This is a genomic window from Achromobacter xylosoxidans (assembly GCF_001457475.1).
GTDB lineage: Bacteria > Pseudomonadota > Gammaproteobacteria > Burkholderiales > Burkholderiaceae_B > Achromobacter > Achromobacter xylosoxidans.
The window spans coordinates 4,346,801-4,368,441 of sequence record NZ_LN831029.1; the positions used below are offsets into that span (position 1 = coordinate 4,346,801).

At 69.3% G+C, this 21,641-nt stretch carries 20 protein-coding genes; 11 read left to right on the top strand and 9 right to left on the bottom strand.

Translation table 11 applies throughout. The features are described 5' to 3' along the window. Positions 1 to 45 precede the first annotated feature (45 nt). Positions 46 to 1,176 (bottom strand): alanine racemase, encoded by a 1,131-nt coding sequence (gene alr / locus AT699_RS19570; RefSeq protein WP_006384296.1) that lies wholly within the window; start codon positions 1,174 to 1,176, stop codon positions 46 to 48. A 172-nt stretch (positions 1,177 to 1,348) separates the two neighbouring features. On the opposite strand from alr, the gene hpnC reads away from it, so the two are divergent. Genes hpnC through hpnE form a run of 3 tightly spaced genes read left to right on the top strand, consistent with a single transcriptional unit; the run spans position 1,349 to position 4,384 of the window. Further along, the gene (hpnC, locus tag AT699_RS19575) at positions 1,349 to 2,179 is read left to right on the top strand and encodes a squalene synthase HpnC (protein ID WP_006384297.1); all 831 of its coding nucleotides are present in this window, start codon (positions 1,349 to 1,351) and stop codon (positions 2,177 to 2,179) included. Positions 2,180 to 2,198: 19 nt separating this feature from the next. Beyond that, on the top strand, positions 2,199 to 3,062 hold the full coding sequence (gene hpnD / locus AT699_RS19580) for a presqualene diphosphate synthase HpnD (protein WP_006384298.1): 864 nt from the start codon (positions 2,199 to 2,201) through the stop codon (positions 3,060 to 3,062). Continuing rightward, a complete protein-coding gene (gene hpnE / locus AT699_RS19585) occupies positions 3,059 to 4,384 on the top strand; it encodes a hydroxysqualene dehydroxylase HpnE (protein ID WP_020928474.1) in 1,326 nt (441 codons plus the stop codon). The genes hpnD and hpnE overlap by 4 nt, the downstream gene beginning before the upstream one ends. A 76-nt stretch (positions 4,385 to 4,460) precedes the next feature. Here hpnE and AT699_RS19590 read toward each other — a convergent pair whose 3' ends face one another. From AT699_RS19590 to AT699_RS19605, 4 genes are all read right to left on the bottom strand, one after another. Beyond that, positions 4,461 to 4,853 carry a CrcB family protein gene (locus tag AT699_RS19590; RefSeq protein WP_006384302.1) on the bottom strand — a complete coding sequence of 131 codons (393 nt, stop codon included), beginning with the start codon at positions 4,851 to 4,853 and terminating at the stop codon, positions 4,461 to 4,463. A gap of 4 nt (positions 4,854 to 4,857) precedes the next feature. Further along, on the bottom strand, positions 4,858 to 5,412 hold the full coding sequence (locus AT699_RS19595; RefSeq protein WP_058207429.1) for an HdeD family acid-resistance protein: 555 nt from the start codon (positions 5,410 to 5,412) through the stop codon (positions 4,858 to 4,860). A gap of 126 nt (positions 5,413 to 5,538) precedes the next feature. Further along, positions 5,539 to 6,498: a tripartite tricarboxylate transporter substrate binding protein BugE gene (locus AT699_RS19600; RefSeq protein WP_024069551.1), complete on the bottom strand. Its 960-nt coding sequence runs from the start codon at positions 6,496 to 6,498 to the stop codon at positions 5,539 to 5,541. A gap of 33 nt (positions 6,499 to 6,531) precedes the next feature. Then, positions 6,532 to 7,998: an N-acyl-D-glutamate deacylase gene (locus AT699_RS19605; protein ID WP_058207430.1), complete on the bottom strand. Its 1,467-nt coding sequence runs from the start codon at positions 7,996 to 7,998 to the stop codon at positions 6,532 to 6,534. 150 nt (positions 7,999 to 8,148) lie between these two features. Between AT699_RS19605 and AT699_RS19610 the strand changes: the two genes are divergently transcribed. After that, a complete protein-coding gene (locus AT699_RS19610; RefSeq protein WP_024069554.1) occupies positions 8,149 to 9,117 on the top strand; it encodes a LysR family transcriptional regulator in 969 nt (322 codons plus the stop codon). A 69-nt stretch (positions 9,118 to 9,186) separates the two neighbouring features. Here the strand turns inward: AT699_RS19610 and AT699_RS19615 are convergent, their stop codons facing one another. The 3 genes from AT699_RS19615 to AT699_RS19625 are packed head-to-tail and all read right to left on the bottom strand — an operon-like array spanning position 9,187 to position 11,738. Beyond that, the gene (locus AT699_RS19615) at positions 9,187 to 9,630 is read right to left on the bottom strand and encodes an SRPBCC family protein (RefSeq protein WP_024069555.1); all 444 of its coding nucleotides are present in this window, start codon (positions 9,628 to 9,630) and stop codon (positions 9,187 to 9,189) included. A 54-nt stretch (positions 9,631 to 9,684) separates the two neighbouring features. Then, complete coding sequence (locus AT699_RS19620; protein ID WP_020928481.1) at positions 9,685 to 10,515, bottom strand: phosphoenolpyruvate hydrolase family protein; 831 nt, start codon at positions 10,513 to 10,515, stop codon at positions 9,685 to 9,687. Positions 10,516 to 10,526: 11 nt separating this feature from the next. Then, positions 10,527 to 11,738, bottom strand: a complete 1,212-nt coding sequence (locus AT699_RS19625) for a Tm-1-like ATP-binding domain-containing protein (protein ID WP_024069556.1) — start codon at positions 11,736 to 11,738, stop codon at positions 10,527 to 10,529. Positions 11,739 to 11,964: 226 nt separating this feature from the next. Between AT699_RS19625 and AT699_RS19630 the strand changes: the two genes are divergently transcribed. From AT699_RS19630 to AT699_RS19645, 4 genes are all read left to right on the top strand, one after another. Then, a complete protein-coding gene (locus AT699_RS19630) occupies positions 11,965 to 12,564 on the top strand; it encodes a TetR/AcrR family transcriptional regulator (RefSeq protein ID WP_202730976.1) in 600 nt (199 codons plus the stop codon). Positions 12,565 to 12,702: 138 nt separating this feature from the next. Beyond that, complete coding sequence (locus AT699_RS19635) at positions 12,703 to 14,349, top strand: CehA/McbA family metallohydrolase domain-containing protein (RefSeq protein ID WP_024069558.1); 1,647 nt, start codon at positions 12,703 to 12,705, stop codon at positions 14,347 to 14,349. Between the two features lie 172 nt (positions 14,350 to 14,521). After that, positions 14,522 to 15,712: an NAD(P)/FAD-dependent oxidoreductase gene (locus tag AT699_RS19640; protein ID WP_006385059.1), complete on the top strand. Its 1,191-nt coding sequence runs from the start codon at positions 14,522 to 14,524 to the stop codon at positions 15,710 to 15,712. After that, positions 15,709 to 16,149, top strand: a complete 441-nt coding sequence (locus tag AT699_RS19645; protein WP_006385058.1) for a helical membrane plugin domain-containing protein — start codon at positions 15,709 to 15,711, stop codon at positions 16,147 to 16,149. Before AT699_RS19640 ends, AT699_RS19645 begins: the two co-directional genes overlap by 4 nt. A gap of 113 nt (positions 16,150 to 16,262) precedes the next feature. Here the strand turns inward: AT699_RS19645 and clpB are convergent, their stop codons facing one another. After that, a complete protein-coding gene (gene clpB, locus AT699_RS19650; RefSeq protein ID WP_006385057.1) occupies positions 16,263 to 18,869 on the bottom strand; it encodes an ATP-dependent chaperone ClpB in 2,607 nt (868 codons plus the stop codon). A gap of 152 nt (positions 18,870 to 19,021) precedes the next feature. Between clpB and AT699_RS19655 the strand changes: the two genes are divergently transcribed. The 3 genes from AT699_RS19655 (at position 19,022) to AT699_RS19665 (ending at position 21,526) form a co-directional block, all read left to right on the top strand. Next, positions 19,022 to 19,456, top strand: a complete 435-nt coding sequence (locus AT699_RS19655) for a gamma-glutamylcyclotransferase family protein (RefSeq protein WP_024069559.1) — start codon at positions 19,022 to 19,024, stop codon at positions 19,454 to 19,456. A 124-nt stretch (positions 19,457 to 19,580) separates the two neighbouring features. After that, on the top strand, positions 19,581 to 20,309 hold the full coding sequence (locus AT699_RS19660; protein ID WP_026384438.1) for a helix-turn-helix domain-containing protein: 729 nt from the start codon (positions 19,581 to 19,583) through the stop codon (positions 20,307 to 20,309). A 14-nt stretch (positions 20,310 to 20,323) separates the two neighbouring features. Next, positions 20,324 to 21,526 (top strand): hypothetical protein, encoded by a 1,203-nt coding sequence (locus AT699_RS19665; protein WP_024069560.1) that lies wholly within the window; start codon positions 20,324 to 20,326, stop codon positions 21,524 to 21,526. The last annotated feature ends 115 nt before the right edge of the window (positions 21,527 to 21,641 follow it).

The window sequence follows — 21,641 nt, forward strand, 5'->3', positions numbered from 1 at the left end:
CTCAAAAAACGATCAAGGGGTGGCCAGCGACCGCGCCGGAACGCATCAGGCGTCCCGGGTGACCGGGACGCGGGGCGCCAGGGCGCAGAGCAGCTCGTAACCAATGGTGCCGGCCGCCAGCGCGACTTCGTCCACCGACGGCCCCTCTTCGCCCCACAGCGAAACCGGGGCGCCGACGCCCGCGGCCGGAATCGGGTCCAGGTCGACGATCAGCATATCCATCGAAACCCGGCCCACCAACCGGGTGCGGATGCCGGCCACGACCACCGGGGTGCCGGTGGCGGCGTGGCGCGGATAGCCGTCGGCGTAGCCGCAGGCCACGATGCCGACCCGCATGGGCCGGTCGGCCCGGAACAACGCGCCGTAGCCAACCGAATCGCCGGCCTTCAATTCCTGCACCGCGATGATCTCGGAGCGCAGCGACATGGCCGGCTTGAGACCGAAGGCGGCGGCCTCGGCGTCGGCGAATGGCGAGGCGCCGTACAGGCAGATGCCGGGGCGGACCCAGTGCGCCTGGGCCTCGGACCCCACGGCGATCTCGGCAAAGCGCAGCGTGGCCGCGGAGTTGCAGACGCTGATGGGTCCCGCCGCCATCTTATGCGTCACCGAATTGAACACGGCCAGTTGCTCGGTGATGCCCTGGGGACCGTCGGCGCAGGCGAAATGGGTCATCTTGCCGAGCGAGCCGATCACGCCCTGCTGTTGCAGCAGCAGCGCGCGCTCGTGGGCGGCGGGATAGGCGGCCGGGGAAAAACCCAGCCGGTTCATGCCGCTGTTGAGCTTGAGCATGATGTCGACCCGCCGCGACAGGCGCGCGCGGGCCAGCATGTCGAGCTGCTCGCGCTGGTGCACCGTGACGCTCAGGTGGTAGCGGTCGACGATGTCGAGATCGGACGGATTGAAGAAGCCTTCGAGCAGCAGGATCGGCCCGCCCCAGCCGGCCTCGCGGCAGCGCACCGCTTCGTCCAGGTCGAGCATGGCCAGGCCCTGCGCCTTGGAGAAGCCGGCGACCGCCTGCTCGATGCCGTGGCCGTAGGCATTGGCCTTGATCACCGCCCAGATCGACGGCGCCACGCCGGACGCGGCGGCGGCGGTCTGGTCGAGGTGGCGGCGCACGGCGGCCAGATTGTGGGCCAGGGCGGAAACGGAAACGGTGGCGGAAATTGGGCGGGGCATGGTATGAGATCCTGTGGCGCTTAAGTCTAACTGATCGGCGCGGCGGCGGCGCGGGGCCGCGGGCGCGCCGGTCATCTAAAATGGGTCGGCCTCCCGCCTGGGCCGCACTTGCGCCGGCGCGGCCGGAGCGCCGCGCAAAAAAGCAACCCCGCAGGACCGCAGGACCAGACCCATGCCCATCGATCACTACGAGAATTTTCCCGTCGCCTCGCTGCTGTTGCCGCGTCGGCTGCGTGGCGCCGTGACCGATCTGTACCGGTTCGCCCGCGCCGCCGACGATATCGCCGACGAAGGCGCGGCCAGCGACGACGAACGGTTGGCCCAATTGGCCGCATTCCGCGCCGAGCTGCATCGTATCGGCGCCGAACCGGGCGCGGTGCCGGCCCCCGGCGCCCCCGAACTGGCCGGTATTTTCGTGCCGCTGGCGGCCACCATCGCCCGCCACCAGTTGCCCATCACGCCCTTCTACGACCTGCTGTCGGCCTTCGAGCAGGACATCAGCGTCAAGCGCTACGACGATTACGCCACGCTGGCCGACTACTGCACCCGCTCGGCCAACCCCGTCGGGCGGCTGATGCTGCACCTGTTCGACGCCACCGATCCGCGCGACGTGGAACAATCGGACGCCATCTGCACCGGGCTGCAATTGGTGAACTTCTGGCAGGACGTGCGGGTCGATTGGCACAAGCACCGCGTCTACCTGCCGCAGGAAGACCTGAACCGCTTCGACGTCTCGGAAGAGGACCTGGCCGCCTGCCGCCTGACGCCGGGCTGGCGCGCCCTGATGGCGTTCGAGGTGGAACGCGCCCGCGCACTGCTACACTTCGGCGCTCCGCTGGCGCGCCGCCTGCCGGGCCGCATCGGCCTGGAGCTGCGCCTGGTGGTGCAAGGCGGGCTGCGCGTGCTGGAGCGGATCGAGGCGAGCGGCTACGATGTATTCATGAACCGACCCGAATTGGGCGCCAAGGACTGGGCCATCATGCTCTGGCGCTCCATCAAGTAAGCAACCGGCCCTGCCAACTATGACCCCTGACGAGTACTGCCAGGAGAAAGCCGCCAAGAGCGGTTCCAGCTTCTACTATTCCTTCCTGTTCCTGCCGCCCGAGCGGCGTCGCGCCATCACGGCGCTGTACGCCTATTGCCGCGAGGTCGACGACGTGGTGGACGAATGCACCGACCCGTCGCTGGCGCGCATCAAGCTGGCCTGGTGGCGCACGCAGGTCGACCAGATGTTCGACGGCAAGCCCGACCATCCCGTGACCCGCGCGCTGCAGCCGCACCTGCAAAGCTGTTCGATCACCCGCGAGCGCCTGCTGGCGGTGGTCGACGGCATGGAAATGGACCTGGACCAGACCCGCTACCTGGACTGGCCCGGCCTGCGCAAGTATTGCTGGCACGCCGCCGGCGTGGTCGGCGAACTGTCGGCCGGCGTCTTCGGCTACACCGATCCGGCCACGCTGGTCTACGCCGAGAAGCTCGGCCTGGCGTTCCAGATGACCAACATCATCCGCGACGTCGGCGACGATGCCCGCCGCGGCCGCATCTACATCCCGGTCAACGACATGCAGCAGTTCGAGGTCAAGGCCTCGGACATCCTGAACGGCGAATATTCCGAACGCTTCTCGGCGCTGATGAAGTTCCAGGCCGAGCGCGCCCGCGAGCTGTACCGCGAGGCGATGCGCAGCCTGCCCGAAGCCGACCGGCGCGCGCAGCGTCCCGGCCTGATGATGGCGGCGATCTACCATGCCCTGCTCGATGAGATCGAGCGCGACAACTGGCAGGTGCTGCACCAGCGCATCTCGCTGACGCCGCTGCGCAAGCTGTGGCTGGCGTGGAAAACCTGGGTGGGCGGCGGACGCGGGCTGGTCCGCCGGTTGGCGCGGTGAAGGCCGCGGTCATCGGCGCCGGCTGGGCGGGCCTGGCGGCCAGCGTCGCCCTGCGAGAGGCCGGCGCCAAGGTCACCGTGTTCGAAGCCGGCCACACGCCCGGCGGCCGCGCCCGGCGCGTATTCCATGATGGCTTCGAATCGCCGCTGGACAACGGCCAGCACCTGCTGTCGGGCGCCTACAAGCACACGCTGGCGCTGATGCGCCGCGTGGGCCGCAATCCCGATGCCCTGCTGATGCGCCGCCCGCTGCGGCTGGCCAGCCTGGATGGGCGCTTCCGCCTGTCGGCGCCGCGCCTGCCCGCGCCCCTGCACATGGCGGTGGCGATCCTGGGCGCGCGCGGCCTGTCGTGGGCCGACCGCTACGCCACGCTGCGCCTGATGCGCGGCCTGCGCGCCATGTCCTGGACCCCGCCGCGCGACTGGACCGTGCAGCAGCTGCTGCACTATCACGCGCAGTCCGACGCCCTGATCCGCCAGGTCTGGGAACCGCTGTGCCTGGCCGCGCTGAACACGCCGGTGGCCAGCGCCAGCGCCGCGCTGTTCGCCCGCGTGCTGCGCGACAGCCTGGCCGGCCGCCGTGAAGACAGCGACCTGCTGCTGCCCTGCACCGACCTGTCGGCGCTGTGGCCCGACGCCGCCGCGCGCCAGGTCACGATGCGCTACGGCAGCACGGTGCGCCAGCTGCGGCCCTCGCAAGACGGCATCGACATCAACCAGGAACGTTTCGACGCCGCCGTGCTGGCGGTGCCGCCGGCGTTCGCCGCGCGCCTGCTGGATGCGCCGCTGCGCGCAGTGGGCGCGACCGGCCTGCTGGACGCGCTGCGGGCCTTCGACTATCTGCCGATCGCCACCCTCAACCTGCGCCTGGCCGGCCCGTGGCGCCTGCCCGAACCCATGATGATGCTGCGCGAGGAACCGGGCCGCGGCCATATCGGCCAATGGCTGTTCGACCGCGCGCAACTGGCCGGCGACGCCCAGGCCGGTGAATTGGCGGTGGTGGCGAGCGCGGCCACCGGCCTGGCCGAACGCAACCGCCAGCAGGCCATCGAGGCCCTCATCGACCAGGTGGCCGAGCAGGCCGCCGGTTATCCGCAGCGGCTGCCGCCGATGCCGGAAGTCGCGGCGGCGGAATTGTTCATCGAAAAGCGCGCCACCTTTGCGGCGGTGCCGGGCCTGACCCGGCCGTTGAACAGCACGCCGTGGCCGACGCTGGCGCTGGCAGGCGACTGGACCGACACCGGCTACCCCGGCGTGCTGGAAGGCGCGGTGCGCAGCGGCCTGGACGCGGCGCGGGTGCTGAATCCGCGGGCGGACGACTGAGGCGCGCAGCGCCCATGGCAATGCGCCGGCGCGTATCGGCGCGCGCCGCGCCGCCTTGGCGCGGGCAGCGGCAGATTCAGCGCAACAGGCTGGCCGTCGCCAGTCCCAGGCCCGTCAGCAACAGGGACCCGAGCAGGCTGAAGCCGGCGTAGCCCAGCGCGCCGCCATAGGCGCCGCGCTCGAGCATCGCCACGGTTTCAGCCGAGAAAGTCGAAAACGTGGTCAGCCCGCCCATGAAACCGGTGATGGCCCCCAGCCGCACCCAGGCCGGCCATTCCGGATGACCGGCCACCAGCGCCAGCGCCAGTCCCACCAGATATCCCCCGGCCAGATTGACCGCCAGCGTGCCCCAGGGCCACGACTCGGTGTTGAGCCACAGGCTGACCAGCCAGCGCGCCCAGGCGCCGAACATGGCGCCCAGGCCCACGGCCAGGAAGTTCAGGGGAATCAGGGTCTGGTAGGCGGACATGGACTCAGGGCGCGCGGTGCTGCTTCAGGCGCAAGGAAAAGACCAGCAGCAGTATGCCAAAGAACACGGCGTAGATGCCGATGACCCACACCAGGGCCAGTGCGCCGGCGCCCGGCTGCAACACCAGCATGGCGCCGAACAGGATAGATACCAGGCCGGACAGCGCCAGGAACCACTCGTTGCGGATTTCCTTGCGAAAGCGGATTGCGGCGACGATCTGGAACACGCCCGCCACCAGCGCCCAGATGGCGATGATGTAGAGCAGGATCAACGCCGTCAGGCCCGGCCACAGGAAGGTGGCGATGCCGGCCGCCACGCCCAACAGGCCGACGATGATCAGCGCCCACAGCGGCTTGCCGCGCTCGCGGATGCGGATGCCGGCGATCAGCGCCAGCACGCCGTCGGCCAGCGCGAACGCGCCCCACACCAGCACCAGCGCCGACAAGGTGATCGCCGGCATGAACATGGCCATCAGGCCGAACAGGATGGCGACGACGCCGCGCAATGCCACCCAACCCCAGTGACGACCGATCTGATCCACGACTTGCGAGTCAAGCATGACGACCTCCGGTAACACGTAACGGGTGACCTATCTTATTTGAATTTTCCCGCGCGTGGACCGCCTGGCCGCCGTGACCCGGTTGGCCGGAAAGGCCGCCGCCCCGGAGACGGCCGGCTCCCGGCCTTATTGCAGCTTGATCTGCGCGCGCTCGATCACCGACTTCCAGCGATCGCGTTCGGCGCGGATCTGTTCGCCGAACTCGGCCGGCGTATTGCCCAGCGGGAAGGCGCCGGTCTCTTCCATCTTGGCGGCGGTGGCGGGGTCGCGCACCGCCTGGGCGAAGGCCTGCGCGAGCTTGTCGCGCACGTCCGCCGGCATGCCCGCCGGCCCCACCACGCCGTACCAGGCGGTGACGTCGTAATCCTTGTAGCCCTGCTCGGCGAAGGTCGGCACGTCCGGCAGGCGCGGGTTGCGCGCGGTCCCGGTGATGGCCAGCGCCCGCAGGTGATTGCTCTTGATGTAGGGCAGCGACGACGGGAAGTTGTCGAAGATCACCGGCACCACGCCGCCCACCGTGTCGGTCAAGGCCGGCGCCGAGCCGCGGTACGAGATGCTGTTCATCTTGCCCCCGGTGATCTGCAGGAACCAGATCATGCCCAGGTCATTGACGCCGCCGGCGCCGGCATTGGCGTAGCCGTCCTTGCCCGGATTGGCGCGCACGTGCGACACGAACTCGGCCAGCGTCTTCGCCGGGTATTGCGGGTTGACGCTGAGGATGTTGGGGCTGGTCACCAGGTTGCTGATGGGCGTGAAGTCCTTGACCGGGTCGTAGGCCAGCTTGGGGAACAGGTGCGGCGCGGTGCCATGGGTGCTGACGGTCGCCAGCCCCACGGTGTAGCCGTCCGGCTTGGCGCGCGCGGTGGCGGCCATGCCGATGGTGCCGGAGGCGCCGGTGCGGTTCTCGACCACGACCTGCTGCCCCAGTATCTCGCCCGCCTTGGCGGCGGCCAGGCGGCCGACGATATCGGTGGGGCCGCCGGCCGGGAACGGCACGATCAAGGTGATGGGACGGTCGGGGAATTCGGCGTGCGCCGCGGGCAACAGGGCGGCCAGCGCCAGGGCGGCGCAAGTCTTGCGGATCATGGGGTTGTCTCCTGTGGGGATCGGTTCTGCTTGTCATCGGGAAAATTCCGGCGCGCCCGCGACGCTGGCGTCGCGGCGCAGGATCCTGCCGGGGCGATGCGACGGGGGGGCTTGCGGGAACACCGCGCAGCCGTTGACCAGCACGTGCTCGATGCCGGCCGAGGCCAGCGTCGGCGCGTCCCAGGTGGCGCGGTCGCACACCGTGTCGGCGTCGAACACGACCACGTCGGCCCAGGCGCCCACGGCCAGCCGGCCGCGATCGGCCAGGCCGAACACGCGCGCCGGCAGCGCGGTCATCTTGGCCACGGCGGCCTCCAGCGTCAGCAGTTCGGCTTCGCGCACGTAGCGGCCCAGCACGCGCGTGAAACTGCCCCACAGGCGGGGGTGCGGATGGGCATCGTTGGGCAGGCCATCCGAGCCGACCATGCAGCATTCGTGCTGGAAGATGCGGCGCACCTCGTTCTCGTCCATGGCGAAGTAGATCGCGCCCGCCGGGCACAGGCGGCGCGCCGCCGTGACCGCGTCGCAGCCCCAGCGCGCGGCGATCTCGGCCAGCGACTGGCCGCCGCATTCGGGATGCGGGGTCGACCAGGTGATGCGGATGTCGTCGATCTGGTCGGCGCGCTCGGGTATCAGGATGGTGGAGCTGCCCGGATACGGGTAGATGTCCAGCGCCACGTCGACGCCGGCGGCGCGGGCGCGGTCGATGTTGGCCAGCGTGGCGGCGCTCTTGCCCCAGTTGGCCGGCATCATGCATTTGTGGTGCGACAGCACCGTGGCGCAGCCGGTGCGGCGGCCGACCGCCAGCACCTCGTCGACGGCGGCCTCGACTGCGTCGCCCTCGTTGCGGATGTGGCTGGTGTGCAGCGCGCCGCGCGCCGCCGCGACGCGCGCCAGGCCGTCCAGTTCGGCTTGCTCGGCGACGCCGCCGGGCTGGTAGGCCAGGCCCGTGCTGAATCCCACCGCGCCGGCCTCCAGCGCGTCGGCCAGCATGCGCTCCATCGCCCGCTGCTCCTTCGCGCTGGGCTGTGCCGCCGGATCGCGCATGGCGGCCAGGCGCAGGTTGGCGTGGCCCACCAGGGCGGCCACGTTGATCATCGGCCGCTGCGCCTCCAGCGCGCCGAAGTACGTGGCCATGTCCGCGAACAGCGGCGAGTCGCCCAGCAGGGCCAACGCCGCGGCGGTATTGCCCGGCAGCGGCGCCGGCGCGCCGCTGATGCCGCAGTTGCCGACCACCACCGACGTGATGCCCTGGCTGGTCTTCCATTCCAGGCCCGGTTTTTCCACGAACATCAGGTCATCGTGGCCATGGGTATCGATGAAGCCGGGCGCGACGATCCTGCCGCCGGCATCGAGACGCCGGTCCGCTGGCGCGGCCGACAGGTCGCCGATGGCGGCGATGCGCTCGCCACGGATGCCGACGTCGGCGCGGCGGCGCGGCCCGCCCAGCCCGTCGATCACCCAGCCGCCTTCGATGACCAGATCCAGTTTTTCCTGCATGCAACTTCCGCCTTGATGGGGCCGGCGATGACGCCGGCCGCTTGTGCGGGCCGCCCGTGGACGGCCCTGGTGCTTGATGAAGCCCCTAGTATCGTCCGGCCGATCAATCTGGAAAAATTGTTTTTATTGATCCATCTATCGTGATTTGAAATGTATCGCCTGCCCAAGCACGTCACCCTCAAGCACCTGACCGCGTTCGTCGCGGTGGCGCAGGAGTCCAGTTTCACCCACGCCGGCAAGCGCCTGTTCCAGACCCAGTCGTCGGTCACCAGCCTGGTGCGCCAGCTGGAGGAAGCGCTGGCCACCCGGCTGTTCGCGCGCACCAGCCGGCGCGTGCTGCTGACCGCGGCGGGCGAGGAATTCCTGCCGCGCGTGATGCGCCTGTTGGCCGATTTCGACGGCGCGATCGAGGACGTGGTGCGCTTCGGCGCGCTGGAGCGCGGCCGTGTCGGCGTGGCGGCCGCGCCCTCGGCCATCACCCAGGTGATCGCGCCGGCGGCGGCGGCATTCGCGGCGCAGTACCCCGCCATCCGCCTGTACCTGAGCGACGACAACTCCGGCCGCATCCAGCGCAAGGTGGCCGCGCGCGAAGTCGATTTCGGCCTGACCAGCCGCTGGGCCGACGCGCCCGGCCTGCAGTTCGACGCGCTGCTGGAGGATCGCTTCGGCGTGCTGTACCGGCGCGACGACGCCAGCCTGCGGCCGGGGCGCGACGGCGCCATGCGCTGGTCCGACCTGGCGGGCCGCAAGCTGGTGGGGGTGGTGGACGAGACCGGCATCATGGCGCTGCTGCGGGCGCGCGCGGACCTGCCGATCGAAGCCGCCGCGCCGTTCTACGAGGCCTCCAGCACCACTTCCCAGGCAGCGTTGGTGAAGGCCGGCGTGGGCGTGGCGCTGCTGCCGGCGCTGGCGGCGCAACGCGTGCTGGAACCCGGACTGGACTACGCGCTGCTGGCGCGGCCCACGGTGGTGCGCACGCTGTGCATCATCCGCCACAAGGAGCACGCGCTGAGTCCGGCCGCCGAAGCGCTGATCCGCGCCATCCGCGACTACCTGCGCGGCGCGCCGTTGCCGGCCGGCTGCAAGCTGGCCGCGGGCGCGACCCGCCGGCGCGCCTGAGGCGCATCGGCGTCGCCGTGGCAACGCCGGCGGGGCATGCGCCCGCCCCGCCGCGACGATACGCGCCGCTCAGGCGCGCAGCTTTTCGTCCAGCGCCGCCAGTCCGGCGGCGAACACGCCCTGCCCCACGGCGGTTGCCACCGCCTGCAGGTCGGCGCCATCCTCGACGCGGAAGTCGGCCCACCATTCGACCAGCGTGGCACCGCTCTCGGTGATCGCGCGCAAGGCGACGCCGGCGACATAGTCGCGCATCGGCAGGTCGGTCTCGATGATCGAATAGCGCAGCGCCGTGCCCGGATCGTCCAGCATCAGCAATTGCTCGCGCACGAAGCCCGAGGGCTTGAGCGACAGGTAGCGCACCGAGCCGATGGCATCGTGGCGGCCGCCTTCTTCCAGACGGCTTTGCGCGACGCCGGGATGCCACCCCGCCAGGCCATTGAAATCACGAAACAGCGGCCAGACCTTGGCCAGCGGCGCCTGGACGATGGCGCTGGTGTAGACGGTATGCGGCATGCGGACTCCTGACGGGCGCGCGGCGCCCCGGCGGAAACGGATGAAGGGGAAAACTCAGAACGTCAGTTGCTTGAACTCGCGGGTGGCGGCGGTCAGCGCCTGTTCGGTGGGCAGGCGCTCCATCGAGCTGGCGCCGTAGAAGCCATGGCAATGCCGGCAGTGGCGCAGGATGTGGGCAGCGTCCTCGGGCGTGGCGATGGGGCCGCCGTGGCACAGCACGATCACGTCCGGACGCACGGCCAGCGCGGCCGCGGCGATGCGGTCGATGGCGGCGACGCAGTCATCCAGCGTCAGCGCGGTCTCGGCGCCGATCGAGCCGCCGGTGGTCAGGCCCATGTGCGCGACGATGATGTCGGCGCCGGCCTGCGTCATCGCCACGGCGTCGTCCTCGTTGAACACGTAGGGCGTGGTCAGCATGCCCTTTTCGTGCGCCAGGCGGATCATGTCCACTTCCAGCGCGTAGCCCATGCCGGTCTCTTCCAGGTTGGCGCGGAAGGTGCCGTCGATCAGGCCCACGGTGGGGAAATTCTGCACGCCGGCAAAACCCTGGCGCTTGAGATCGTCCAGGAACACGTCGAAGTCGCAGAACGGATCGGTGCCGTTGACGCCGGCCAGCACCGGCGTGCGCTTGACCACCGGCAGCACTTCGCGGCCCATGTCGACCACGATCTCGTTGGCGTTGCCGTAGGCCAGCAGGCCGGCCAGCGAGCCGCGCCCGGCCATGCGGTAGCGGCCCGAGTTGTAGATCACGATCAGGTCGATGCCGCCCGCTTCCTCGCACTTGGCGGACAGTCCGGTGCCGGCGCCGCCGCCCACGATGGGGGTGCGGTCGCGCACCATGGCGCGGAACTTGTCCAGCAGTTGGTTACGGTCAAAGCGCGGCATGGCGGCAATCCTCAGTGTGTGGCGATGTCGAGAAACTGCTCGACCGCGGTGCGGGCGAACAGCGGGTCGTTGATGTGGCAGGGCACGCGCACCAGGCGGCGGTCGGCGGTCTGCACCAGATTGGCCTGCAGCGCCTCGAACAAGGTCGCGTCGGCCTGCGGGTCCCAGAATGCCTGGCCCGGCGCGTCCAGCGCCGACACGCCGCCTTCGGGGATCAGGAAGCGCACGGGGCCGTCGCAGCGGTTCAGCCGCTCAGCGATCCATTCGCCCTGGCGGCGGTTCTCTTCCGCCGTCGTGCGCATCAGCGTCACCTGCGGGTTGTGGGGATAGAAGGTGCGGCCCTGGTAGCGCTCGGGCACCGAATCCATGGCGCCGAAATTGACCATGTCGAGCGCGCCGCAGGAACCCACGTACGGCGCCCGGGTGCGCGCCACGGCGCCGAAGCGGTCCTCGGTGCAGGCCAGCACGCCGCCGAACAGGAAGTCGCAGACCTCGGTGGTGGTCAGGTCCAGCACGCCGGACAACAGATGGCTGTCGAGCAGCTTTTCCATCGACTGGCCGCCGGTGCCGGTGGCGTGGAACACCAGGCAGTCGTAGCGCGATTCGAGCAGCGGCGTCACCTGCTGCACGCAGGCGGTGGTGACGCCGAACATGGTGATGCCGACGGCCGGACGGCTGCCGTCGCCGGCTACGCTGGCGGCCAGGCGGAAGGCGCCGCCGATGGCGCCGGCGGCATTGGCCAGCACGCGGCGCGAGATGCGGTTCAGGCCGGCCACGTCGGTCACGGAATACATCATCGCGATGTCCGACGGCCCGACGTAGGGCGCGACGTTGCCCGACGCCATGGTCGATACCATCAGCTTGGGCACGCCGATGGGCAGCGCGCGCATGGCCGGCGTGATGAGCGCGGTGCCGCCGGAACCACCCAGGCCCAGCAAGGCACCGATATCGGAGTTGGCGGCCGCGTAGCGTTCGAACGCCAGCGCCATGGCCGCGATGGCGGTGCCGCGGTCGCCGGTGAAGACGGCCTGCTCGCCCCGCGGATGGCTGCGGGCCACTTCCCGCGCCTGCACCTGCGCCGCGCTGGCCGCGCCCGTGGTGGACACGTCCACCGAGACCACGTCCAGGCCTTCGCGCTTGAGCAGCGCAACCACGTACTCGGCCTCGTGGCCCTTGGTATCGAAGGTGGCGGCCACGAAGACCCGCCGATTCGAATGCGTCATGACTCCTCCGCGGGCGGCTACACTCGGTGCGCGCCTCGATATGTCTGGGGCCGCCCAGGGCCTGTAGAATCAAGAAATGAGACGAAAGAATCATACTGAGACACCTGTCTCACGTCAAACCACGACACCCGCCCCCAAGCCGCCGGCCGCGCCCGCGCGCCTCATCGCGCCCGCCAGCCGCCAGGCCGCCGCCAGCGGCGAGCCGCCGCACGGGCCGCGCGCGCGCATGCGCAAGATCCTGCTGGACGCCGCGCAGCGGCTGATGGCGCAAGGCATCACGCCCTCGGTGGCGGAACTGGCCGAGCATGCCCAGGTATCGCGCGCCACCGCCTACCGCTACTTTCCCAGCCAGAGCGCACTGATCGCCGCCGTGGTCGACGAGAGCCTGGGCCCGATCCTGGCGTGGGACTCGGCCGCGCCGGACGCCGCCACCCGCGTGGATGAACTGCTGCGTTTCGCCTATCCGCGCCTGCAAGCGCACGAAGCGCCGCTGCGCGCCGCCATCCAGGTGTCGTTGCAGCAGCATGCGGATGCCAGCGCCGGCCGCGCCGGCAACGAACCCCGGCTGGTGCGCGGCCATCGCGTCGACATCCTCAGGCGCGCCATCGCGCCGCTGGCCGGCGTGCTGACGCCGGCGCAGCAGGATCGCGTGGCGCAGGCGCTGTCGCTGGTCTACGGCACCGAAGTGTTCCTGGTGCTCAAGGACATCTGGGGCCTCGGCCAGGCCGAGGTCACCGAGGTCGCCCGCTGGACCGCCAATGCCATCATCCGGCAGGCGCTGGCCGACGTCGCCGACGCGCCGGCGGCGGATCCGCGCAGGCGCTGAGCGCCGCGCGCGCCGCCCGAGGCGCAGCCACGGCCTCGCCCCGCATACCCTGTCATTGCCACGTCACCCGCGCGCCTCATAGTGCGGGCCTTCGCGGCGCCGCGCCTCCTTGCGGCCCGCATGACGCTGGAGCATGGAATGCAGTTCGAAGTAACCCGCCTGCGGCGGACCCTGATGCCGCTGTCGCTGGCTTGCGTAACCCTGTTGAGCGCCTGTGGCGGCAGCGATGACGACGATGAGACCCCCGCCGTCACGCCGCCCCCGGTCGTGACCGACCCCACGCCGCCGGTCCGCACGGGCGCCTGGAGCGCCGGCGACCTGCACGTGCACACCATCCAGTCCGACGACGCGCAGACCACGCTGGAAAGCGTGCTGGACCAGGCCTTCGACCGCTACAAACTGGACTGGGCCGCGCTCTCGAACCACCTGCGCATGTCCGGACGCGACCACACCGGCCTGGCGATCCCGGGCGGATCGATTCCGTTCTCGACCGGCATGGCGCGCTACGAAGTGCCGTTCATCAAGCAGGCACAGGCCGCGGGCCGCTACGCCGGCAAGATCATCTTCTCGTCGTTCGAGTGGGACATGCCCACGCACGATCACGTCAACATCGGCATCGGCACCGACGACCCGATGTCCGAGAAGTCGCTGCGCGCCGTGGCCGAGTTCGAATACCTCTACACCAACAAGGCCGCCAACCTGTTCGATCCGCAGCTGGTATCGGACCTGGCCGGCCAGGCGCGCGCCTACACCACCCACGCCGATTCGCTGACGGCGCTCAAGTGGCTGCGCGACAGGCACCCCGACAGCTACATGCTGCTGAATCACCCGTCGCGCTACGCCGGCAAGTACACCATCGGCCAATTGCGTGAGATGCACGACCTGGCGCCGTCGATCTTCTTCGCCATCGAAGGCATGGTGGGCAACCAGATGGAACCCGACCGCGGCGGCTACGCCGAGGCCTACACGGCCGACAAACTGCCCAACCGCACCTACGGCGGCGTCGACTACCTGGTGGCCAAGCTCGGCGGCACCTGGGACGCGCTGCTGGGCGAAGGCCGCCGCATCTGGACCGTGGCCGATTCGGACTTCCATTTCCGCGTCAACGCCACCGGCCAGTACAGCAGCGGCTACGCGCCGGGCGAATACGCCAAGACCTATGTCTGGAAGGACGGCAAGGACATGGCGGCGGTGGTCGCGGGCCTCAAGAGCGGCCGCCTGTTCGGCGTGTTCGGCGACCTGATCGACGCGCTCGAATTCCAGGCGCGCGGCGCCTCGGGCACCGCGCAGATGGGCGGCGAACTGGTGGCGGCCAAGGGCGAGCAGGTGGAAGTGACCATCCGCTTCCGCAGCCCCGGCAGCAACCATTACGAGTACCCGATCGAAAGCGGCAACCCGACCTACGTCAAGCCGACCGTGCATCACGTCGACCTGATCGTGGGCGACGTCGGCGCCCGCGCCGCCGCCGGCACCCCGGCCTATGACAATGCCACCAATCCGAGCACCCGGGTGCTGGGCCGCTACACCAGCAAGGACTGGACGGTGGACCAGGACGGCTACAGCGTCATCAAGGTCAAGCTGACCGCGGACAAGAGCCAGTACCTGCGCCTGCGCGGCACCAACCTGGCGCCCGACGTGGCCGGTGAAACCGCCAACGGCGAACCGCTGGCGGACGCCAAGATCGACCTGGCCGACAACGCGGCCCGCTTCAACGCCATCAACGCGCGCAACTACAACGACCTGTGGTTCTATTCGAATCCGGTGTTCGTCACCGTCAAACAGTAGGACGGCTCGCGCCGGCGCGGCATGTCGAGCCGCGCCGGCCCGGCCCGAAACGCGAGCGGCACGGATTCTCTTTTATAAGTCACAGTTATTTTGTTGACCTCCAACCCCTCGCTTGCTACATATGAGGGCGCAACTGCACTTGGTTCCTGATTATTCTCATCGGAGGATTTTTATGAGCAAGCGAATTGTTGTCGTGGGAGGCGGGGTCGGCGGCACCATGCTGGCCAACCAACTGGTGCACAAGCTCTACCCCGAAGTGACGGCCGGCAAGGTCAGCATCATGCTGCTGTCCGATTCGCCGGATCATTACTACAAGCCGGCCTTCATGTATGTGGCGTTCAATCTGTTCTTTCAGGAAGAACTCAAACGCCCCGAACGTTCCCTGCTGCGGCCCGAGATCGAGTTCCGCGTCGACAAGGTGACGCGCTTCGATTTCGATGCCCAGCAACTGCACACCCGCGGCGGCAAGCGCCACGGCTACGACTACCTCGTCATCGCCACGGGCTGCGTGCCCGCCCCCGAGCGCATCGAGGGACTGCGCGAAGCGGGCGATCATTTCTACCAGTACGAGCCGGCGCGGCAACTGGCCAGCCGCCTGGCCACGATCGAGCGCGGCCGCGTATTCGTCAGCGTCACCTTTCCCAAGACGCCGAACGTGCCGCACCAGTGCGGCATCGCGCCGATCGAGACCACGCTGATGCTGGATGACTATCTGCGCCGCCGCGGCGTGCGCGAGCGCGTCGAGATCGTCTACACCTACCCGACCACCTCGCAACTGCTGCGCAACTGCCTGTTCCTGCAAAAGCCCACCTGCGAAGTGCTGCCGGCCATCTTCGAACAGCGCGGCATCCGGTTCCAGCGCGGCTTCACGCTGGCGAAGGTGGACCCCGACCGGCGCATCGCCTATTCGGAAGAAGGCGTCGAGCAACCCTTCGACATCCTCATGGCCACGCCGCCGATCCGCGCGGTCGATGCGGTGCTGGAATCGGGCGCCTCGCAGGCGCCCGACAACGAAGGCTGGCTGCCGACCGATCACGAGACCATGCAGGTCTACGGCCTGCGCAACGTGTACGTGATCGGCGACACCGTGGACCTGCCGGTCAGCAAGGCCGGCGGCTCGTGCCACAACCAGGCGCCCGTCATCGCCAACAACATCGCCGGCGAGATCCGGCTGGGCCATCCCTGCAGCGCGTACGACGGCCGGGTCCAGGCCGTGGCGCAGATGGGCCTGAACGCCGGCATGCCGCTCTGGTACGACTACACCCATGACGTGCGGCCGACACCGCCGACCAAGCTGGGCGGGTTGCTGCGGCATGGTTTCAACCGGGGCCTGTACTGGTCCGTCGCCAGGGGAATGCTATGAACGCTCCGCACGACAACAGCCTGCCCGCGGCCGGGCAATGCGCCGCCGTGTTCGACGCGCCGCCCGCGGCCGGCGGCAACGATGCGCTGGCGCAACTGGCGGACAAGCTGCAACCGCTGGCCGACAGCGGACGCCTGGACAATATCGTCGACCTGCTGGCGCTGGCGTCCGACCTGGTCGACCTGCTCGATGCGCCGATGGTGGAAAAACTGGGCGCGCTGTCCGAGCAGGCCACGGGCGCCGCCTGGACCCTGTCCAACGCCTGGCGCGCGGCCCAGGCGCAAGGGTTGCAAGAGGCGCGCCCGCCGGGCCTGGGCGGACTGTTCCAGCTCTCGCGCGACGAGGATACGCGGCGCGGGCTGGCGCTCGTGCTGCGGACGCTGCAAGGGCTGGGCCGGCAATTGGGTGATCAGCGGCAGGACTACGCCGCCTCCTGATGCGGTAGGCCGGCACCGCCCCCCCGGGTCCCGGCCCGGCAAAACAAAGCCCCGCAAGCGATCGCCTGCGGGGCTTTCTGTACACGCCGCCTGGACGGGCGGCGCGTAGGCGCTTATTGCAATGTGCGCGTGAAGACGAACTTGCCGTCGCGCCAATCCACCGGCACCACGTCGCGCGGCCCGAACTGGCCTTCCAGGATCAGCTTGGCGACCGGGTTCTCGATCTGCTGCTGGATCGCGCGCTTGAGCGGACGCGCGCCGAACACCGGATCGAAGCCATCGCGTGCCAGTTCGGCCAGCGCGGGCTCGGTCACTTCCAGCCGCATCTCCTGCTTTTCCAGCCGCTCGGCCAGGCGGCGCAGCTGGATGCGGGCGATGGACTCGATGTGCTGCGCTTCCAGCCCGTGGAACACCACCACTTCGTCGATGCGGTTCAGGAACTCGGGCCGCAGCGTCTGCTTGAGTTCGCCCCAGACCACTTCCTTGACCACGTCGTACGGCTGGCCGGCCAGCGTCTGGATATGCTGCGAACCGAGGTTCGACGTCATCACGATGACCGTGTTGCGGAAGTCCACGGTGCGGCCCTGGCCGTCGGTCAGGCGGCCATCGTCCAGCACCTGCAGCAGCACGTTGAAGACGTCCGGGTGGGCCTTCTCGACTTCATCGAGCAGCACCACGCTGTAGGGCTTGCGGCGCACGGCCTCGGTCAGGTAGCCGCCCTCTTCGTAGCCCACGTATCCGGGCGGCGCGCCGATCAGCCGCGCCACCGAGTGCTTCTCCATGAATTCGCTCATGTCGATGCGGATCATGTGCTCTTCGGAGTCGAACAGGAACTCGGCCAGCGCGCGCGTCAGCTCGGTCTTGCCCACGCCGGTGGGGCCCAGGAACAGGAACGAACCGTACGGGCGCGACGGATCCGCCAGGCCCGCGCGCGAACGGCGGATGGCATCGGACACCAGGCGCACGGCCTCGTCCTGGCCAACCACGCGCTTGTGCAGGTATTCCTCCATGTGCAGCAGCTTCTCGCGTTCGCCCTGCATCATCTTGGATACCGGGATGCCGGTGGCGCGCGACACGACCTCGGCGATTTCCTCGGCGCCGACACGGGTGCGCAAGAGGCGCGGACGACCTTCGCCGCCCTCGGCCTCCTCGGCCGCTTCAGCGGCGCCGACCTCGGCGGCCTTCAGGCGCGCTTCCAGGTCGGGCAGCTTGCCGTACTGCAGCTCGGCCAGCTTGTCGAACTGGCCCTTGCGCTGCAGCTCGGCCATTTCGGCGCGCACGCTGTCGATCTCTTCCTTGATGGCCTGGGTGCCCTGCACCGCGGCCTTCTCGGCCTTCCAGATTTCCTCGAAGTCGTTGTATTCGCGTTGCAGCTTTTCAAGCTCGTCCTCGATCACGCCCAGGCGGCGCTTGGAAGCGTCGTCGGTTTCCTTCTTGACGGCCTCGCGCTCGATCTTGAGCTGGATGATGCGGCGGTCAAGCTTGTCCATCACTTCCGGCTTGGAATCGATTTCCATGCGGATGCGGGCGCCGGCCTCGTCGATCAGGTCGATGGCCTTGTCGGGCAGGAAGCGGTCGGTGATGTAGCGGTGCGAGAGTTCGGCCGCGGCCACGATGGCCGGGTCGGTGATCTCAACGCCGTGGTGGATCTCATAGCGCTCCTGCAACCCGCGCAGGATGGCGATGGTGGACTCGACATCGGGTTCGTCGACCAGCACCTTCTGGAAGCGGCGCTCGAGCGCGGCGTCCTTTTCGATGTACTTGCGGTATTCGTCCAGCGTGGTGGCGCCGATGCAGTGCAGCTCGCCGCGCGCCAGCGCCGGCTTGAGCATGTTGCCGGCGTCCATCGCGCCTTCGGCCTTGCCGGCGCCGACCATGGTGTGCAGCTCGTCGATGAAGACGATGTTGCTGCCGTCGTCCTGCGACAGTTCCTTGAGCACGGCCTTCAGGCGCTCTTCGAATTCGCCGCGGAACTTGGCGCCGGCCAGCAGCGCGGCCAGGTCGAGCGACAGCACGCGCTTGCCGCGCAGGGTCTCGGGCACTTCGTCGTTGACGATGCGCTGCGCCAGGCCCTCGACGATGGCGGTCTTGCCCACGCCGGGTTCGCCGATCAGGACCGGGTTGTTCTTGGTGCGGCGCTGCAGGATCTGGATGGTGCGGCGGATTTCGTCGTCGCGGCCGATCACCGGGTCGAGCTTGCCCTGGCGGGCGCGCTCGGTCAGGTCCAGGGTGTACTTGGCCAGCGCCTCGCGGTTGGATTCGCCTTCGGCGCCGGAGACGTTCTCGCCGCCGCGCACGGCGTCGATGGCGGCTTCGAGGGCCTTTTTCTGCAGGCCCGCCTCGCGCAGGATGCGGCCGGCCTCGCCCTTGTCGTCGGCCAGGGCCAGCAGGAAAAGTTCGCTGGCGATGTAGGTGTCGCCGCGGCGCGCGGCTTCCTTGTCGGTGCGAGTCAGCACGCCCTGCAGGTCGCGGCCGACCTGGACGTTGTCATCGCCCTGCACCTGGGGCAGCGCCTTGAGCGCGGCATCCAGGGCCGGCTGCAGCCGGTTGACGGCCACGCCGGCGCGCGCCAGCAGGCTGCCGGCGCCGCTGTCGGGGTCGGACAGCAACGCCGACAGCACGTGGACGGGCTCGATGTAGGGGTGATCGTTGCGGGCGGCCAGACTCTGAGCGTCGGCCAGGGCTTGCTGGAACTTGGTGGTCAGTTTGTCGAATCGCATAATGGTCGTTGTGGCTTGTTGGTGAGCCTGACCGATACGCGCCGGCGGGCTCGATGACCTGAATATGCGGCCGGATGCGAGAATTTCAATACCTCGCCGGCCTCATGGCTTTATGTCCGTGGACACATCCGCGTGCAGCAACAATCTGAACTATGAGCATATACGTTTTTGTCTACGGCACGCTACGCGCGGGCGAAATCAACGACCTGGCGCAAGCGGCCGCGCGGCGCGCGCTGCCGCCCGCCCGCCATCTCGGCGCGGCCACCGTGCCGGGCGCGCTGGTGGACTTCGGCGACTGGCCCGGACTGGTCCCGGTGCGGGACGGCCGCCGCGTGCGCGGCGACATCTACGCGGTCTGCCCGGCCCTGCTCGCCCTGATGGACGAGATCGAGGAATACGCGCCCGGCCGGCCCGGCTGCTTCGTGCGCCGGCCTGTACTGGCCCGCCCGCTGGCGCCGCCCGGCGCCGCCGCGGTGGCCTGCCAGTACTACCCCATCGATCCGGCCTGGCGCGGGGCGGCGCCGGACGTCGCCGCGGACGACTGGATCGCCTACCGCCAGGCCCGCGGACACCCCGTATCGCCGTAAGGTTCTACTGCAAAACCGCCCCGTAAGACACCCGTAGTAACAACGGACTACAATGGGTACCTGTCTTCACGCTTTAAGCCCGTCCAGGCCACCCGCCGGGTCCGGGCACTATAAAGGTCATCGTATGCAAAAACGGGTTCCCGTTGCCCCTGATGCCGCCCACTGTTCCACGTGTATGTTGGGCCACGTGTGTGTCCCGGTCGGGATGGCAGCCGCCGAAGTGGAAAAGCTGGACGAGCTGGTGAAAGAGCGTGTGCGCCTTGAAAAGGGCAAGACGCTGTATTCGCTGGATCACCCCCTGGACGCCGTCTACGGCGTGCGCTTCGGCAGCCTGAAAACGCAGCTCGAGGACGCCACCGGCCAGATCCAGATCACCGGTTTCCACCTGCCCGGCGAGATCGTCGGCATGGACGGCATGCTCGACGGCAAGCACGTCTCGGCCGCCGTCGCGCTGGAAGACTCCGAAGTCTGCGTGATCCGCTTGAACGAAGTCGACCGCGTGGCCGCCCACCTGCCCTCGCTGCAGCAGCAGTTCCGCCGCCTGATGAGCCGCGAGATCACGCGCTCGCACCAGATGCTGGCGTCGCTGGGCTCGATGCGTTCCGAGCAGCGCCTGGCCGCGTTCCTGCTGAACCTGTCGCAGCGCTATGCCTCGCTGGGCTACTCGTCCACCGAGTTCGTGCTGCGCATGAGCCGCGAGGAAATCGGCAACTTCCTGGGCCTGACGCTGGAGACGGTCAGCCGGCTGTTCTCGCGTTTCGCGCGCGACGGCCTGATCCGCATCAACCAGCGCGAAGTCCGCATCCTGGACCAGCCCGCGCTCAAGCAACTGCTGGGCCACGAGGGCTGCTGACGCCCGCCCGCGCCATGCGCCGCACCGCCGCACCCGGCGCCGCACAGCCCTGCCCGGCGCCGCGCCTGTCGCGCTCGCCCTGGGCCTGGTGCGCGGCGGCGCTGGCCCTGGCGGCCCTGCTACCCCTGGCGGCGCATGCGCAGACGCCGCTGCCCGATCCCTACGATTACGACGAACCCGTGCCCGCGCCCAAGCGGGTGGCGGTGCCGCGCTGGCAGACGCTCGAACTGGGCAGGCCCGGCCATCGCTACAAGGTACCGGTCTATGCTAACCGGAACCTGGCGCGCGCCGACCTGCGCGATATCAAGCAAATCGTGATCGTGTTCCACGGCGTCAAGCGCAACGCCGACGCCTATTACGAAACCGTCGCCACGCTGCTGGCCGCCAATCCCGCCCGCGCCAATGACACGCTGATCCTGGCGCCGCGCTTCGTCGGCTCGATCGACTCGGGCTTCGCCGGCATGGCCGCGTGGCGCAAGGCCAGCTGGGAGGACGGCGAGGACAGTGTGCAGGCCAGCGGCCGACCGGCGCCGGTCAGCTCGTTCCAGGTGATCGACGACCTGCTGCGCAGCCTGGACGACCGCAAGCGCCTGCCGATACTGGCCGGCATCGTGCTGGCCGGCCACTCCGGCGGCGGCCAGCTGGTGCAGCGCTATGCGGTGCTCAATCCCGTCGACGGCCCGCTGCGGCGCGACGGCATCGCCATCCGCTACGTGATCGCGAATCCCTCCTCCTACCTGTACCTGACCCGCGAGCGCCCGCGCCCCGACGGCAAGGGCTACGCGCCCTACGAACGCGGCATCTGCCCCACCTATAACCAGTACAAGTACGGCACCGACAAGTTGCCGGCGTACGCGCAGGAAACCGACGACACGCGCCTGTTCATCCGCTACGCGGAGCGCGACGTGACCTACCTGCTGGGCGGCGCGGACAACAACCCCGAGCACCGCCTGCTGGACAAGACCTGCGGCGCCGAGGCGCAAGGCGCCACGCGGCTGGCGCGCGGCACGGCCTACCTGCAATACGAGCGCATCGTCGCGGCGCGCGGCAACCACCCCGTGACGCTGCACCGCGCCGGCTTCGAAGTGACCGGCGTCGGCCATGACAACAAGGGCATGTTCAGCTCGGTCTGCGGCGCGCGCGCGCTGCTGGGTGAAAACGCGATCGCGCCAGCCGGCGCGGCCGCCTGCACGGTGATCGAGCCGCCGCGCAAATAGCCCGGAAAGCCATGTGCTGGTTATTGACGCGAAACTGAACGAATATCCCGGACGGACGCAGGGGTGCAATTTGGCGCCGACAGGCGCAACATAGGCGGGTACCGTCTCCGTGGAA

What these genes read in the sequence shown, in the direction of transcription:
- AT699_RS19635 (WP_024069558.1), top strand. Translation starts at nt 12,703, where the DNA reads ATGCAGTTCGAAGTAACCCGCCTGCGGCGGACCCTGATGCCGCTGTCG.
- AT699_RS19605 (WP_058207430.1), bottom strand. Translation starts at nt 7,998, where the DNA reads ATGCAGGAAAAACTGGATCTGGTCATCGAAGGCGGCTGGGTGATCGAC.
- AT699_RS19590 (WP_006384302.1), bottom strand. Translation starts at nt 4,853, where the DNA reads ATGTCCGCCTACCAGACCCTGATTCCCCTGAACTTCCTGGCCGTGGGC.
- AT699_RS19630 (WP_202730976.1), top strand. Translation starts at nt 11,965, where the DNA reads ATGCGCAAGATCCTGCTGGACGCCGCGCAGCGGCTGATGGCGCAAGGC.
- hpnD (WP_006384298.1), top strand. Translation starts at nt 2,199, where the DNA reads ATGACCCCTGACGAGTACTGCCAGGAGAAAGCCGCCAAGAGCGGTTCC.
- AT699_RS19620 (WP_020928481.1), bottom strand. Translation starts at nt 10,515, where the DNA reads ATGCCGCGCTTTGACCGTAACCAACTGCTGGACAAGTTCCGCGCCATG.
- clpB (WP_006385057.1), bottom strand. Translation starts at nt 18,869, where the DNA reads ATGCGATTCGACAAACTGACCACCAAGTTCCAGCAAGCCCTGGCCGAC.
- AT699_RS19660 (WP_026384438.1), top strand. Translation starts at nt 19,581, where the DNA reads ATGCAAAAACGGGTTCCCGTTGCCCCTGATGCCGCCCACTGTTCCACG.
- alr (WP_006384296.1), bottom strand. Translation starts at nt 1,176, where the DNA reads ATGCCCCGCCCAATTTCCGCCACCGTTTCCGTTTCCGCCCTGGCCCAC.
- AT699_RS19610 (WP_024069554.1), top strand. Translation starts at nt 8,149, where the DNA reads ATGTATCGCCTGCCCAAGCACGTCACCCTCAAGCACCTGACCGCGTTC.
- AT699_RS19600 (WP_024069551.1), bottom strand. Translation starts at nt 6,498, where the DNA reads ATGATCCGCAAGACTTGCGCCGCCCTGGCGCTGGCCGCCCTGTTGCCC.
- AT699_RS19615 (WP_024069555.1), bottom strand. Translation starts at nt 9,630, where the DNA reads ATGCCGCATACCGTCTACACCAGCGCCATCGTCCAGGCGCCGCTGGCC.
- AT699_RS19640 (WP_006385059.1), top strand. Translation starts at nt 14,522, where the DNA reads ATGAGCAAGCGAATTGTTGTCGTGGGAGGCGGGGTCGGCGGCACCATG.
- AT699_RS19645 (WP_006385058.1), top strand. Translation starts at nt 15,709, where the DNA reads ATGAACGCTCCGCACGACAACAGCCTGCCCGCGGCCGGGCAATGCGCC.
- AT699_RS19595 (WP_058207429.1), bottom strand. Translation starts at nt 5,412, where the DNA reads ATGCTTGACTCGCAAGTCGTGGATCAGATCGGTCGTCACTGGGGTTGG.
- AT699_RS19625 (WP_024069556.1), bottom strand. Translation starts at nt 11,738, where the DNA reads ATGACGCATTCGAATCGGCGGGTCTTCGTGGCCGCCACCTTCGATACC.
- AT699_RS19655 (WP_024069559.1), top strand. Translation starts at nt 19,022, where the DNA reads ATGAGCATATACGTTTTTGTCTACGGCACGCTACGCGCGGGCGAAATC.
- hpnC (WP_006384297.1), top strand. Translation starts at nt 1,349, where the DNA reads ATGCCCATCGATCACTACGAGAATTTTCCCGTCGCCTCGCTGCTGTTG.
- AT699_RS19665 (WP_024069560.1), top strand. Translation starts at nt 20,324, where the DNA reads ATGCGCCGCACCGCCGCACCCGGCGCCGCACAGCCCTGCCCGGCGCCG.